The sequence below is a fragment of the Flavobacterium sp. Leaf359 genome, from assembly GCF_001423985.1.
GTDB classification, from domain to species: Bacteria; Bacteroidota; Bacteroidia; order Flavobacteriales; family Flavobacteriaceae; genus Flavobacterium; species Flavobacterium lindanitolerans.
Genome location: NZ_LMPW01000012.1, coordinates 651,255 through 665,471 on the forward strand (window position 1 = coordinate 651,255; position 14,217 = coordinate 665,471).

11 protein-coding genes are annotated in these 14,217 nt (G+C 36.9%); 8 read left to right on the forward strand and 3 right to left on the reverse strand.

The features are described 5' to 3' along the window. The first annotated feature begins 124 nt into the window (after positions 1 to 124). From ASG38_RS11425 to rocD, 3 genes are all read left to right on the forward strand, one after another. Complete coding sequence (locus ASG38_RS11425) at positions 125 to 682, forward strand: DUF1697 domain-containing protein (protein ID WP_056070802.1); 558 nt, start codon at positions 125 to 127, stop codon at positions 680 to 682. Between the two features lie 82 nt (positions 683 to 764). Further along, positions 765 to 1,181 carry an OsmC family protein gene (locus ASG38_RS11430; RefSeq protein ID WP_056070805.1) on the forward strand — a complete coding sequence of 139 codons (417 nt, stop codon included), beginning with the start codon at positions 765 to 767 and terminating at the stop codon, positions 1,179 to 1,181. Positions 1,182 to 1,374: 193 nt separating this feature from the next. After that, a complete protein-coding gene (rocD, locus tag ASG38_RS11435; RefSeq protein ID WP_056070808.1) occupies positions 1,375 to 2,619 on the forward strand; it encodes an ornithine--oxo-acid transaminase in 1,245 nt (414 codons plus the stop codon). 50 nt (positions 2,620 to 2,669) lie between these two features. Here rocD and ASG38_RS11440 read toward each other — a convergent pair whose 3' ends face one another. Then, positions 2,670 to 3,002 carry a CCC motif membrane protein gene (locus tag ASG38_RS11440; protein WP_056070811.1) on the reverse strand — a complete coding sequence of 111 codons (333 nt, stop codon included), beginning with the start codon at positions 3,000 to 3,002 and terminating at the stop codon, positions 2,670 to 2,672. 20 nt (positions 3,003 to 3,022) lie between these two features. Further along, complete coding sequence (locus ASG38_RS11445; RefSeq protein ID WP_056070814.1) at positions 3,023 to 3,298, reverse strand: DUF2752 domain-containing protein; 276 nt, start codon at positions 3,296 to 3,298, stop codon at positions 3,023 to 3,025. 286 nt (positions 3,299 to 3,584) lie between these two features. Between ASG38_RS11445 and ASG38_RS11455 the strand changes: the two genes are divergently transcribed. Continuing rightward, a complete protein-coding gene (locus ASG38_RS11455; RefSeq protein WP_056070819.1) occupies positions 3,585 to 4,139 on the forward strand; it encodes a Smr/MutS family protein in 555 nt (184 codons plus the stop codon). A gap of 54 nt (positions 4,140 to 4,193) precedes the next feature. Here the strand turns inward: ASG38_RS11455 and ASG38_RS11460 are convergent, their stop codons facing one another. Then, positions 4,194 to 5,186, reverse strand: coding sequence for a hypothetical protein (locus tag ASG38_RS11460; protein ID WP_157486155.1), 993 nt, complete (start codon positions 5,184 to 5,186; stop codon positions 4,194 to 4,196). A 128-nt stretch (positions 5,187 to 5,314) separates the two neighbouring features. Here ASG38_RS11460 and ASG38_RS11465 point away from each other — a divergent pair, with 128 nt between their 5' ends. The 4 genes from ASG38_RS11465 to ASG38_RS11480 all read left to right on the forward strand — a co-directional run bounded on the left by ASG38_RS11465 (position 5,315) and on the right by ASG38_RS11480 (position 14,217). Further along, a complete protein-coding gene (locus tag ASG38_RS11465) occupies positions 5,315 to 8,068 on the forward strand; it encodes a histidine kinase (protein ID WP_056070825.1) in 2,754 nt (917 codons plus the stop codon). A gap of 253 nt (positions 8,069 to 8,321) precedes the next feature. Then, positions 8,322 to 11,399: a TonB-dependent receptor gene (locus ASG38_RS11470; protein WP_056070829.1), complete on the forward strand. Its 3,078-nt coding sequence runs from the start codon at positions 8,322 to 8,324 to the stop codon at positions 11,397 to 11,399. Between the two features lie 10 nt (positions 11,400 to 11,409). Beyond that, the gene (locus ASG38_RS11475) at positions 11,410 to 12,834 is read left to right on the forward strand and encodes a RagB/SusD family nutrient uptake outer membrane protein (RefSeq protein WP_056070833.1); all 1,425 of its coding nucleotides are present in this window, start codon (positions 11,410 to 11,412) and stop codon (positions 12,832 to 12,834) included. 12 nt (positions 12,835 to 12,846) lie between these two features. After that, the gene (locus ASG38_RS11480) at positions 12,847 to 14,217 is read left to right on the forward strand and encodes a glucoamylase family protein (RefSeq protein WP_056070836.1); all 1,371 of its coding nucleotides are present in this window, start codon (positions 12,847 to 12,849) and stop codon (positions 14,215 to 14,217) included.

The window sequence follows — 14,217 nt, forward strand, 5'->3', positions numbered from 1 at the left end:
TTGAAATTAAGAAAATTTTTCCGTGCCGGTTTTCGGAATGCAGTAAGCTAATTTTTAAACAGTATGAAATTGTTTTGGAGGTCTTATTTTATAAATTTGGAAAGAAATTTTTAAAAAGAAAATCATGAAATCGTATGTAGCTCTTCTTAGGGGAATTAATGTTAGCGGTCAAAAATTGATTAAAATGGAAACTTTAAGAAAAGTAATGGAAGATTTTGGTTTTCAAAATATTAAAACCTACATACAAAGTGGAAATATTCTCTTTGATACTACAGGAAACATGACTCCGGAAACGTTGGAAAAGCAGATTCACGACCTGATTGAAGCCCATTTTGGTTTTGATGTTTCGGTTGTGGTAACAGACAGGGAAATGCTGCAATGGATTTCGGTAAATAATCCTTACCTGAAAGAAAAAGAGATTGATTTGAAAAAACTCTATGTCACTTTTCTGGATTCTGAACCTTCAAAAGAAAACATTCAGACCTTACTAAATGCAAATTTTGAACCTGATGAAATTATTCTAAAAGGAAGAATCATCTTTATGAAATATAATAATCCGGCCGGTAATTCAAAACTTAACAACAAGCTGATTGAAAATAAGCTGAAAGTGACCGCAACAGCCCGAAACTGGAATACCACATTAAAGCTGTTGGCGTTGTTTGAAGAAAGGGTAGTATCCTGATACTTTTGTTAAAGTTTATAAAATTTAATTTCTTCCCGTTTTTGATTTTCGTAATTTTAGGAGAAACAAATCTACAACACTTATGAAAAGAAATGCCACAGCAGTTTGGGAAGGTTCACTCAAAGAAGGGAACGGAAAAATTTCTACCCAGAGTACCGTTTTAAGTAATGTTCAATATTCTTTCAAAACCCGTTTTGAACATGGAAACGGGACAAATCCTGAAGAGTTAATTGCGGCAGCCCATGCCGGCTGTTTTACCATGCAACTCACAGCCTATTTGAATGAGGCAGGTTTTAGGGTAGCATCTATCGAAACCAAATGCGATGTTGATTTTCAGGATGGAAGCGTTGTAGGCTCACATTTGTCAGTTATAGGAAGAGTCGATGCGATTTCAACAGACCAGTTCCAGGAATTGGTAAAAAAGGCAGAAACAACCTGTCCGATTTCCAGATTGCTAAATACTAAAATTACTTCGAATGCTACGTTAGTACTTCCGTAATTTTAAGTTTTTATAGATACATGAATCCCATTTTTGCATCTGAAAAGTCAGTTGGAGAAATGGGATTTCCATTTGTTTTCGTTCTACTACAACGATTGAAAATCCATTTAGATTCATTAATTTTGTAATGTCATATGGATGATTTCTCTCCACAAGAAGGAATTGATTTTTGAAGAATTAAAATACTTTCACAATGTCAGTTTTAGAAAAAAACAATGCCTCTGAAGCTATTTCTTTAGAAGATAAATTCGGTGCGCATAATTACCATCCGCTTCCTGTAGTTTTAAGCAGAGGTGAAGGCGTGTATGTCTGGGATACGGAAGGGAAAAGATACTATGACTTCCTTTCGGCCTATTCTGCCGTAAATCAAGGGCACTGCCATCCAAAAATCATTACTGCTTTGGTTAATCAGGCACAGACCCTGACATTGACTTCCAGGGCTTTTTATAATGACAAGCTGGGCAAATACGAAGAGTTTGTTACCCGATATTTTGGGTTTGACAAAGTATTGCCAATGAACACTGGTGCAGAAGCAGTTGAAACGGCCATCAAAATTTGTAGAAAATGGGCCTACGAGAAAAACGGAATTCCGGAAAATGAAGCTCAGATTATTGTATGTGATGGGAATTTCCACGGCAGGACTACAACAATCATTTCTTTCTCTAATGATGAGAATGCCCGTAAAAATTTCGGGCCTTACACAGGCGGATTCATTAACATCAACTATGATGATATTGAAGCTCTGGAAAATGTTTTGGCAACCCAAAAGAATATAGCCGGTTTCTTAGTTGAGCCTATTCAGGGAGAAGCAGGCGTGTATGTGCCTTCTGAAGGATATCTGGCAAAAGCCAAAACCTTGTGCGAAAAGCATAACGTTTTGTTTATTGCAGACGAAGTACAGACCGGAATAGCAAGAACGGGTAAACTGCTGGCCGTACACCATGAAAATGTACAACCGGACATACTGATACTTGGAAAGGCATTATCAGGTGGTGCTTATCCTGTTTCGGCAGTATTGGCAAACGATGAGATTATGAATGTTATCAAGCCGGGACAACACGGTTCTACTTTTGGTGGAAATCCTATTGCGGCGGCTGTTGCCATTGCTGCTTTGGAAGTTGTGAAAGATGAAAAGCTTGCAGAAAATGCAGACTATCTGGGGACTATTTTCCGTGAAAAACTTGGGGAATATATCAAGACCAGTAATATCGCGACTTTAGTAAGAGGAAAAGGGCTATTGAATGCCATAGTAATTAATGATACGGAAGAAAGCGATACGGCATGGAATATCTGCCTGTCGTTACGCGATAACGGACTTCTGGCAAAACCAACCCATGGTAATATTATTCGTTTTGCACCGCCATTGGTCATGAATGAAGAGCAATTGCTGGATTGTGTTTCCATTATTATCAAAACCTTGAAAGAGTTTGAAAAATAAAAACTAAAAAAGCCGCTATAGCGGCTTTTTTTTATGATATTGGATAGGGCTTAGCCTCCCATAACATCTCTCATCAGAGCTTCTACTTGTTGTTGGTCTTGCATACCTTCAAGTCCAAGCTTTGCATATAGCCATACATAAAGAAGAATCATAAGTACGTTAAGAACAATTCCAATTATGGCTAAAATCTTTCCGGTTGTCAGGTTAGAGTAATTCGAATATAATTCTGGATTTTCAACATAAAGTTTCTTGTCCTTTGCAGCCAGTATAAGTGCTACAACAGCAAGAATTAATCCGATTATACCATAACAGCAGCAGGTTAGGATAGATAGAATCCCCAGAATAAGAACGGCTAAAGCATTAGGTAATTTTTGTTTTTCCATAGATAAAAAGATTTAATTGTTTAGTTGGTGATTTTGTAAATGTAAGAAATTACCATTATTACCGCATTGATTATTGCTAAAGAAATTATTGCTTTATGGTAATTTCGTGCTTTGTCGATGAAGTTTAATCCTAACACTATGAAAAACAAGATGGTAGTGTAAATGGCCGGAAACATGTGAAAAGCGTCCACAAATTCTCCTTTAAAGATTAAAGCCAGGGCTCTCTGTGTTCCGCAGCCCAGACAGTCCACTCCAAAAATTTTTTTATTCATGCAGGGAATCATGTATTCTTCCATAGCGTATAAATTTGTTACTACAATTTTACGAAAAAAGCATAAAGTTTGAGGTGTGTCCGGAAATTATTTTTAAAGTTATTACTTTTGGCAGATAGCAAATTTGAATCTACAATGAAAAAAATATACATACCCATAATGGCGCTCGCAGGTATTTTTGCATTATATGAACAAAGTAAAGAGAAGCCAAATCTGTATATTATGATAGTTGCCATCGTCATTTTTATGTATGGAATGATGAGGCTGATGGCAAAAGTACCAAGTAAAAACCAGGATAATTCTGAAGATGATGTTAGTTAAAGGAGATAGGGTAACAGTGATTGATGAAGCGGTTAATGGTGTTGTTTTGTCGGTCAAAAATAATGAAATTACCATCGAAACTGATGATGGTTTTCAGTTGACATATTTTGTCAATGAGTTAATTAAAATTCAGAAATCCAGTGATTTAAACTTTGGAATTGGAAGTCATAATTTAAGTCAGGTTTTAAAAGAGAAAGAAATACCAAAACCAAGGAGTTTCGTTAAAGAAAAGAAGACAAGAGACGAAAGAGGCGTTCCGGAATTTGATTTGCACATCGAAAAACTGGTTCCGAATAAAAGAGGCATGTCAAATTATGACATACTCACACTCCAGACCGAAACAGCAAAAAGACATGTTGAATTTGCCATCAAAAACAGGATTCCCAAAATTGTTTTTATACATGGAGTTGGTGAAGGTGTATTGAAAGCCGAGCTTGATTTTTTATTGGGTCGTTATGATGAAATAATTTTTCAGGATGCCGACTATCAAAAGTATGGTCTGGGAGCTACAGAAGTTTATATCAAACAAAATCCTAACAGATAATTATAAAAAAAGCCCGACTAAACAGTCGGGCTTTTTTTATAATTATAGACTCTATTAGTTGGTCGTTATATAGTCCCCAAAAGTTTGGATTTCCTGTACAAACGTATTATTGGTAGGTCCTGTTTTTCTATATTGTACCTTTGTCAATGTAATAGTATGTGTTCGGGTAGTTCCATTTACAGCAGTATCAATTTTGATGACTCCTGTAGAATTCGCACCATTTGAAACCCCGTCTTCAGCTTGCCATTCTTCATAGAGCGGCGGCAATCCTGTTTCTGAGCAAAGTGCAGTAGCAATAACATCACCACCATATAGTCTGTAAGTAATCTGATGGGAGTCGTCTACATAATAAGTTTCAGAACCGGCCGCTTGTTGAAAAACAGAAGGAGGCAAATCGAGAATTATAACTTCATTGAGATTTTGCCTGTTCTCAACATTTCCAACATTGGAATCAAATATTTTAATCAGTTTGCTTTCCGAACATTTTTGGATAGGCACAGAACTAAAAGAAAATTTAATATTCGATTTGGTTTGGTATTTTCCGAAAATATATTCTGTGTAGGTTACAGTTCCCCCAGTCGAATTGGATAAGGTAATTCCTTTAAAAATGATAGTATGGTCGTATTTTGCGTCCAGTATTTCTGTAGTATTATTTACAGGGGTAGTTTTAATTTCAATAGAACCGCTGGATTGGTCGGCCGTACTCCACTCGTCAATAACAACAGGAGTGACAGGAGGAATTACAGAGCAGAAATAAGATGGGGTAACCTGCCCGTTAAAAACCCGATAGATAATTTTATTTTCGGCAGAAATTGATAATGTGCTTGTTCCTTCTATATTTCTGAAAGGAAAAACGTTTGTTGGAAATTTGATAACCAGGGCTTCATTGTTGTTTAGCTTAAAAACAGAGTTTAAGACCTCAGAGTTGTTATTTTCACAGTCTGCCGCAGTAACATTGCTAAAATCAAATGAATCAAAAGTCAGGTCACCATCATCGCAGGAGCTCAACAAAAACAAACAAGACATTATTCCTAAGTATTTTTTCATTTCAATAGAATTTAGAGCAAAAATAGTTTTTTTTATTATTTGGAGCAGCAGCATTAATTTTTATTTAAGTTTCCTGCCAATTCAAACATAATATGTTTCTTATATTTGGAAATAAATCCCCTTAAATTGTGAAGCTAAGATTTTTTCAATTTCTATTCTTTTATTCTTTTTCATTGTGTGTCCAGGCGCAGGAATTACTGCCTTTTGTAGAGAATTTCACCAAATCGGATTACAATGGAGATAATCAGGTGTGGAATGTAACCCAGGGAGGTGATAATGCCATGTATTTTGCAAATAATCATTATTTCCTTAGATACAATGGTGTGATATGGGAAAAATATGCCCTTCCTAACAAAACTGTTATCCGTTCCATATTTATTGATGATGACAAGATTTATTCCGGTTCCTATAAAGAATTTGGCTACTGGAAAAGAATGAATGGCAAGATGGAATATTTTTCGCTTACCAGAGGTAAGAATATTTTTCAAGGCGGGTCTGATAACGAAGAAATCTGGAAAATTTTTAAATATAAGGATAAGCTGTACTTTCAGACTTTTAATGAAGTCTTTATTTATGATGGAAAAGCGATTAAGAAAATAGAATTCCCTTCCCAAATTTCATATTGCTACCTCATTGACAATGAAATTTATGTGGCGACTGTCCGCGAAGGAATTTATATGATGGAAGGGGAAAAATTTGTTAAGAGAAAGAACTGGAAGATTTTAGAAGAAAATGTCATTCATCATATTGAAAAATACCAGGGCAAGGTTTATATTTTTACAAAAAATAACGGAGTTTTTGTAGTAATAGATGGTAATCTTGTGCCGTGGAGCCATCCGTTGAATGAAGTCATTAAAAAAGAAGTTCTTGTAACGGCCAAGTTTGTTGACGATAATACACTGGTTATTGGTAGCGGATTACAGGGATTGTATATTATTAATCTTAAAAACGGAACCTACCAGAATCTTAACAGGCAGAATGCACTTAAAAACAATGCCATCCTGTCTATTGGTGTTGACAAGGAAAAAGATTTGTGGTTAGGACTGGACAACGGAATCTGTCATGTTGAAATCAATTCTCCTGTTCAGGTTTTTTCAGACAGTTCCGGTATTTTGGGTTCGGTCTATTCGCTTTCTACTATAGACAACGGCTACCTTTTTGTAACCAATCACGGAATTTTTACGAGTAAAAATAAAATACTGGAGGTGCTCCCCAATTCACAGGGACAGGTTTGGGACATATACAAACGGGGCAACGAATTCATTATAGGCCATAATGACGGAACATTTTTGTATGATGGAAGAACAGCACGATTGCAAAAAGTCAGCCCGATAAATGGCGGATGGAAATTCTTAAAAGGAGAATTCGAAAATGTATATTTTCAGGGAAATTATGCAGGTATTGTAGTCTATGAAGATATCAATGACCTCTCGAAGTACAAACTTTTAGCCGGACTGAAAAAACCTATCAAGAATCTGGCCCAGAACAAACGTGGAGAATTATGGGCGGCAGACAATTACAGAAGTCTTTACAGGATTTTATATGATAAAAATTTCAATGTCAAAAAAATTGAAAATGTTTCACTGCAAAACGGTATAAAGAATGATTATGGCGTGAAGCTTTTTAGCTATAAAAATGAAATCCTTTTCCTGATCGATAATAATTGGTATGTCTATAATTCCATTTCGGGGAAATTAGAAAAGGATAAGATTTTTAATGCTTCTTTTAAAAACACTTCAGACATCATACCTATTAATGATGAAAATTTTATAGTATTAAAAAACGGATTACTCTATGTAGTGTCTCAGGTTAAAGACCGGTTTATTTGGGAACTTATCCCTGAAAAGTATTATGAAGGAAGAATCATTATGGAAAACATTAAGGTTTATCAGGATGGAGACCATTACCTGATGAATCTGGACGACGGATTTATTGCTTTCAAAATCAATAATAAGAAACTCAAAATACAAGGCGTCTATGCCGAAGCTTTCTATCAGGATAAATTGATTGATAAAGATACCCGGGTGAAGTATAACCAGTCGGTTGAAGTGAATGTAATAACAGAATATTTTGGCTACAACCGTCCGGACCTGTTTTATAAGCTGAATGATTCCAATGACTTTGTACCCATAAAAAAAGGAAAGCTGATTTTGAATAACCTAAGCAGCGGTCTTCAGGAACTGGAATTTTATTATAATGACGGAACCAAATACACCAAAGTGGCCACCTATACATTTACGGTCAGCAAGCCATGGTATTTTTCGTTCTGGATGATACTATTCTATATTTTGGTTATTTCGGGTAGTTTCTTCCTGTATTACCGTTGGAACAAAATCCGGTACATTGAAAAAATCAAATTGAAAGAAGAAGAGCTCAAACACCAGAAAGAAATTCTTGAATTGGAACTTAATGCGGAAAACAAACTGAAACTGCAGGAATATGAAAAGCACATTCTTGAAATTGAAGTCCAGAATAAGGCTTATGAAGTTGCCGGAAAATCACTTTCAATAGCCAAACAAAGTGAAATGATTGACAGTATTCAGGAAATTCTTGAAACAGAAAAAGATATCAACCAGATTAAGAGCAAGATTAGAAAATCAATAAAAATTAATGCGCTTAACAAAAATGAATGGGAGAGCTTTGAACACAACCTCATGCAGAGCCATGAAGAATTTGTACATAAGCTGTCGAATAAATTTCCAATGCTTACTTCAAAAGATATCAAGCTATGCATCTACCTTAAAATGAATTTATCATCCAAAGAAATTGCCCCGTTGATGAATATTTCATTCCGTGGGGTAGAGCTACATCGTTATCGTTTGAGAAAAAAATTAGGCCTGACTTCAGATGATAATCTTTCCAAGTTTATGATTAATATATAAATTCGGATTCTTTTTTAATAATAATTAAATATTTTCATAACATTTTTATCAAATAACAATACATCAACACTACATCATCGGCTAATTTAGAGGGTACTCTAAATGTAGTTGTTGTTTTTATAAGTTATTTAAAATCAGGTTTTTATTTTGTATTTATTTTAAAATGATGTGTTTGTGTAGTGAGTTCATAAAGTTTACTACAACGTTGTAATTCGTAATTTGGTAACACTAACTTTTAACAAAATATAAACAAATGAAAAACTTTATTTTCGGAGTATTTGTACTCCTTTTTTTCCATGGGCATCTCTACGCTCAGGATATAAAAGGTAAGGTACTGGATGAAAATGGGCTCCCACTCCCTGGAGTCAACATTTTGAGTTCCACATCAAGCTCAGTATCAGATTTTGATGGAAATTTTTCAATTAATGCAAAAGTAGACGAGCCTATTACGTTTACATTTCTGGGGTATGTGACTCTCACGATAAATGCTGCAGAAAACATGAGCGTGACCATGAAAATGTCAAGCACAGACCTTACGGAAGTTGTAGTCGTAGGGTATGGTACTCAAAAAAGGACAGATCTTACGAGTGCCATTTCAACAATCAAATCAGACCAGATTACTAAACAGCCGGCATTTAATGCCCTGCAATCCTTACAAGGTAAGGCGGCAGGTGTAAATATTATTGCCAATGATGCGCCGGGTGCTACACCTACAATTATTATCAGAGGTTTGGGAACTGCAGAATCGGGAAGGTCGCCTATGTATGTAGTAGACGGTGTTATTACGGGTAGTATTGCTAACCTGAATCCTAATGACATTGAATCTTTTGATGTCATGAAAGATGCAGCTTCGGCTGCCATCTATGGTTCTAATGCTGCTAATGGAGTTGTGTTTATTACAACAAAAAAAGGGAAACTGGGAAAAATCAGTATTAAGATAAATTCTTTTTATGGAGCAAAATCAATACTGAATCCTGTTAAAATGGCTAATTCAAGTCAGTTTGTGACTTATTTTAATGAAAGTCGTGCAGCTATTGGAAATCCGGACAGATTAGCACTTAATCAACCGTATGACACGGATTGGTATGATGCATTGGCAGGAACAAGTTTCTCACAAGGAAATGATGTTTCGCTTTCCGGAGGTTCAGAAAGTGTGACCTATTATTTTAGTTTCAATAACTACGAAGAAGACGGACTTTTAGAAGGGCACAAAGTAGCAAGAAACGTTTTAAGATCTAACAATATATATAAAGCCTTTGACGGAAAATTAAAGATCACGCAAAATGTTAGTGCTGCATTTACAAAATCTACTCCAAAACCGTACAGTTCGTTTACGGAAGCATACAAACAGGCTCCTATAATTCCTGTTTATTATCCTAATGGAAGATATGGAATGTCCTATTGGAACAAGACTACAGGATTGCCGGATTATATCATTGGAGCCGGACAGCAAGGTGGTCGTTTGAATTCAATTGGTAACCCGGTTGCGAACGTAAATTTCCAGAACGAGAAGAATAAGATGATGGAACTTCAGGGATTACTTCAGGCTGATTATACAGTTACAGATTGGCTAACAGCTACGACCCGATTTGGAGCTACAAAATCATATTCCAAAACCAGAATTTATAATGATATTCGTGGACGTTATCTGGCAGCTGATCCTCTCAAAACCCTTGCTGATTTTCTAAATGATCAAAATGGGGCACCTACTTCTACAGTATTCGCAAACAACTCTCTTTCCTATAAAGATGTTGAAAGTTTCAGATATAACTGGGATACTTATTTAACAGCAAGTAAATCATTTGGTAAGCATAATTTTAATGCTACAGCCGGTGTTACGAAAGAAAGAAGAAATGATATATATGAATCTTTTATAGAAGGCTATGGTGTTCCGGAACAGGAAAATTACTGGAATTTGGATATGGCATCATTAAGGTATACTAAAGTTGTCACGCAATTTTTTCAAACTCCTACAAATGTCCTTTCTTATTTTGGAAGGCTTCAGTATAATTTTGACGAGAAATACTATGTTTCAGGAACTATTAGACGTGATGGAAACAGTAATTTTAAAAAGAATGCCGATTACTGGGGAACATTTCCTTCTGTTAGTGTAGGTTGGGTATTGACTAACGAAAGCTTTTTAAGCGAAGTTAACAATCTGGATTTCCTTAAACTAAGAGCAGGATACGGTGAAGTAGGTAATGCAAACGTACCTTTTAATGCAACTTCAATTATTACAAACCCTGGTAGTGCCAATACAAATTATGTTTTTGGACCAAATCAGGATTTAGTATTTGGAGGCGCAGTAGGTTCACCAGCCACAAACTTGACTTGGGAAGTTACTAAGGAAATTAATGCGGGTGTTGATTTTGAATTGCTGGACAGAAGATTATCAGGTAGTGTTGATTACTATAACAGGATAAATACAAATGCAATATTAAATGTAAAACCAATCCTAAATTCGCCTGCATCTCAAAATTACTATGACCATGGAGGTGAGGTAAGAAACAAAGGATATGAAATTGCTTTAAATTGGAAAGATAACATTACTGAAGACTTTTCATATAGTATAGGTGTTAATTATGCCCATAATAAAAATACCTTAGAGAATGTAAAACCTGCCTATGATGGAATGACAGGCGGTAGTCTTGGTGATGGTCAAATCACAAAAAGATTACAGGAAGGTCAGCCAATATATTCATGGTGGCTGTTAGAAGCAGACGGTGTTTGGCAAACTCAGGCAGAAATTGATGCCAATCCGCATTTCGGAGTGCCTCAGCCAGGTCAGTTGCGTTATAAAGACCAGAACGGTGACGGTGTAATTGACGACAGAGATAAGAAATTCTTTGGTTCTTACATACCAAAATTCTCTTATGGAATCAATGTGAATCTTGCCTACAAAAATTTCGATTTATCTGTTGACGGATTTGGAGCCGGAGGCAACAAAGTGTATAACGGACTTAAAGGAACCCGAGTAGATGCAGGTGAAAATATTGCTGCAGAAACATTTAACAACCGTTGGACAGGACCGGGAACTTCAAATACAAATCCGGGGGCAAACAGAGATGCCCTGTCTTCAAGTTATTACTTAGAAGATGGTGATTATTTCAGAATCAACAACATTACTTTAGGATATACTTTTAAAGATATGTTTAATATTTCCAGACTTAGAATTTACGGAACGGCACAAAATCCTTTCCTGTTCACTAAATATTCAGGATTCACTCCGGAGTTGAATAATAGTGGTGCACCAAACGAAACTGCCGGTATTGAATTGGCAGCTTATCCGAATATCAAAACTTTCATTTTTGGTATAAACCTTGAATTTTAAAAAAAATAGTATGAAAATAAATTATAAAAAAATTGTTTGTCTTTCATTCGCTCTCGGCGTATTAGTTGGATGCGACGATTTCCTTGATGTAGATGCAAGAGAAAAGATTACAGAAGAAGACAGTGGGGAAAATTTGGAACCGATTGCCTTTGTGAATGGAATCTACGGAATGATGACAGAGTGGGATTATGCCTTCTCCTATCTTGGAATTACTGAAATTATTTCTGATAATGCTGATAAAGGAAGTTCGCCTGGTGACCCGGGAGGTGATAAAGGATTACTTGATGGATTGACATTCACAGCTACAGCAGGTTCTGTTGAAGCCATGTGGACAAACTGGTACAAAGCCATTGGACGTGCTACTTATTCTATAGGTTATACAGAAAGTTACGGGCTTACAGACGAAGCATATAAAAACAGACTAATTGGAGAAGCCAAATTTCTTAGAGCCTATCACTACTTTTTCTTAGTTAGGGCTTTTGGCGATGTGCCTTTACAACATGTTGACCTAACTGTAAGAGTTCCTAAAGAACAGGTTTATGATTTTATTGAGCAGGATTTGCTGGATGCCATTCAGGTATTGCCGGAAAAGAGTCAATACGCATCTGCTGATTTAGGTAGAGCTACTAAAGGTGCCGCACAAGCGTTGTTAGCAAAGGTTTACCTGTATCAAAAAGATTGGCAGAATGCTTATGATTATGCAGATGATGTAATCACTTCAGGGCAATACAGCCTTGAGCCGGATTATGCTCAAATATGGAGAGTCAATACAGAAAATGGCGTAGAATCTATATTTGAAGTTCAGGCTCGTGGAGAATCAATCGCTCACGGTGTACAGCAATATTCAGAAACGCAAGGTGCGAGAGGACCAAGCGGTTGGGGATGGGGATTCAATACGCCATCTCAAAATCTTTTGGATGCCTACAATGCTGAAGGCGATGTTATCAGAAGAGATGCAACTATCATTTTCAGAGGTGAAACAATGTATGACGGGCGTGTAGTAAGCACTGCCGTAGAAAACCCAATGTATAATGAAAAAGCTTATTCCAGTGCCAATGCAGGTGCAGGAGACGGTGATAAAAACATCAGGGTATTGCGACTTGCAGAAATTTATTTAATTCGTGCAGAAGCTGCAAATGAACTGGGCAATTCAGATGTGGCCTTGTCTTCTTTGAAAGAAGTTCGTGACAGGGTAAACCTTGGAGAAATAACTACGACAGACCAGAACTTACTAAGAAATCTGATTTGGAAAGAAAGAAGATTAGAACTGGCTTTTGAACATGACAGATGGTTTGACCTGGTTAGAACCGGACAGGCAGCACAAGCCATGCAAGCCAATGGAAAACCTTTTGAAGTAGGCAAACACGAGCTTTTCCCAATCCCGAATGGTCAATTAATACAAACACCAGGTTTGGGCCAAAACCCGAACTGGTAATAAACTCTATTGATGAAATACCTATTTTTTATATTTCTAATAGTTGCAAGTTGTGGTTCAAACGAATCGTCTCCAAAAGGAGACGATTCGTCTACACCTGCAACCCCAACACCGTTAACTGATGAACAATTAGTAGATGCGGTTGAAAAACAGACATTTAAATATTTCTGGGATTTTGCCGAGCCAAACTCAAAATTGGCAAGGGAAAGATACCATCCGGATGGTAATTATCCGGAAAATGATTCCAATATTGTTACCACAGGAGGTTCCGGTTTTGGGCTGATGTCAATAATTGCAGCAACTTCCAGAAACTATGTTTCCAGAAGTGAAGCCGTATCCCGATTGAATACAATTGCAGATTTTCTTGCCAATGCCGACCGTTTTCACGGAGCATGGCCTCATTGGATGGATGGAACTACGGGCAGAGTAAAGCCTTTTGGACAAAAAGACAATGGTGGTGATTTGGTAGAAACGGCTTTTTTATGTCAGGGAATGATTTGCGTACGCGAATTTTTCAAAGAAGGTACCGCCGAAGAAAAAGCCCTGGCACAGAAATTCGACAATTTATGGAAAGGTGTTGATTGGAATTGGTACAGAAACAACCAGAATGTTTTGTATTGGCACTGGTCGCCTGATTATGCCTGGGAAATGGACTTTCCTTTGGAAGGTTATAATGAATGCCTGATTACTTATGTTCTTGCAAGCGCGTCGCCAACACATGGCATAACTCCGGAGGCTTATCATAAAGGATGGGCAAGAAACGGAGGAATCGTTTCGTCTGCAACAAAATACGGAATTCCTTTATTACTAAAGCATAATGGTGCTGAACAGGCCGGAGGACCTTTGTTCTGGGCACACTATTCTTATTTGGGCTTAGACCCGAGACAGCTGACAGACCAATATGCTAATTATTGGGATGTCAATGTCAATCATTCAAAAATCAATTATAAATATTGTGTTGAAAATCCTGGGAATTTTGCAGGATATGGCCCAAATTATTGGGGATTAACAGCTTCCTATTCCAGAAATCCCGATGGAAGTATTGGCTATAACGCACATATGCCAAGCAACGATTTAGGAATCGTATCGCCTACGGCAGCTATAAGTTCTATAGTGTATACTCCAACAGAATCATTAGCAGCGATGCGCAATTTTTATGAAAACTACAGCGGACAGTTATGGGGTCCGGCAGGTTTTTACGATGCCCACAGCAAGCATTACGGATGGACAGCTAACAGATATCTGGCAATTGACCAGGGTCCAATGGTGGTTATGCTGGAGAACTACCGTTCAGGATTGCTTTGGAATTTATTTATGAATGCACCGGAAGTGCGACAAGGTTTGGTAAATCTTGGATTCCATTCCGGACAACACGGATTTTAA

Bases quoted from the DNA above. Each gene is read 5' to 3' on its own strand.
- ASG38_RS11480 (WP_056070836.1), top strand. From the start codon at position 12,847: ATGAAATACCTATTTTTTATATTTCTAATAGTTGCAAGTTGTGGTTCA.
- ASG38_RS11470 (WP_056070829.1), top strand. From the start codon at position 8,322: ATGAAAAACTTTATTTTCGGAGTATTTGTACTCCTTTTTTTCCATGGG.
- ASG38_RS11455 (WP_056070819.1), top strand. From the start codon at position 3,585: ATGTTAGTTAAAGGAGATAGGGTAACAGTGATTGATGAAGCGGTTAAT.
- rocD (WP_056070808.1), top strand. From the start codon at position 1,375: ATGTCAGTTTTAGAAAAAAACAATGCCTCTGAAGCTATTTCTTTAGAA.
- ASG38_RS11440 (WP_056070811.1), bottom strand. From the start codon at position 3,002: ATGGAAAAACAAAAATTACCTAATGCTTTAGCCGTTCTTATTCTGGGG.
- ASG38_RS11425 (WP_056070802.1), top strand. From the start codon at position 125: ATGAAATCGTATGTAGCTCTTCTTAGGGGAATTAATGTTAGCGGTCAA.
- ASG38_RS11460 (WP_157486155.1), bottom strand. From the start codon at position 5,186: ATGAAAAAATACTTAGGAATAATGTCTTGTTTGTTTTTGTTGAGCTCC.
- ASG38_RS11445 (WP_056070814.1), bottom strand. From the start codon at position 3,298: ATGGAAGAATACATGATTCCCTGCATGAATAAAAAAATTTTTGGAGTG.
- ASG38_RS11430 (WP_056070805.1), top strand. From the start codon at position 765: ATGAAAAGAAATGCCACAGCAGTTTGGGAAGGTTCACTCAAAGAAGGG.
- ASG38_RS11475 (WP_056070833.1), top strand. From the start codon at position 11,410: ATGAAAATAAATTATAAAAAAATTGTTTGTCTTTCATTCGCTCTCGGC.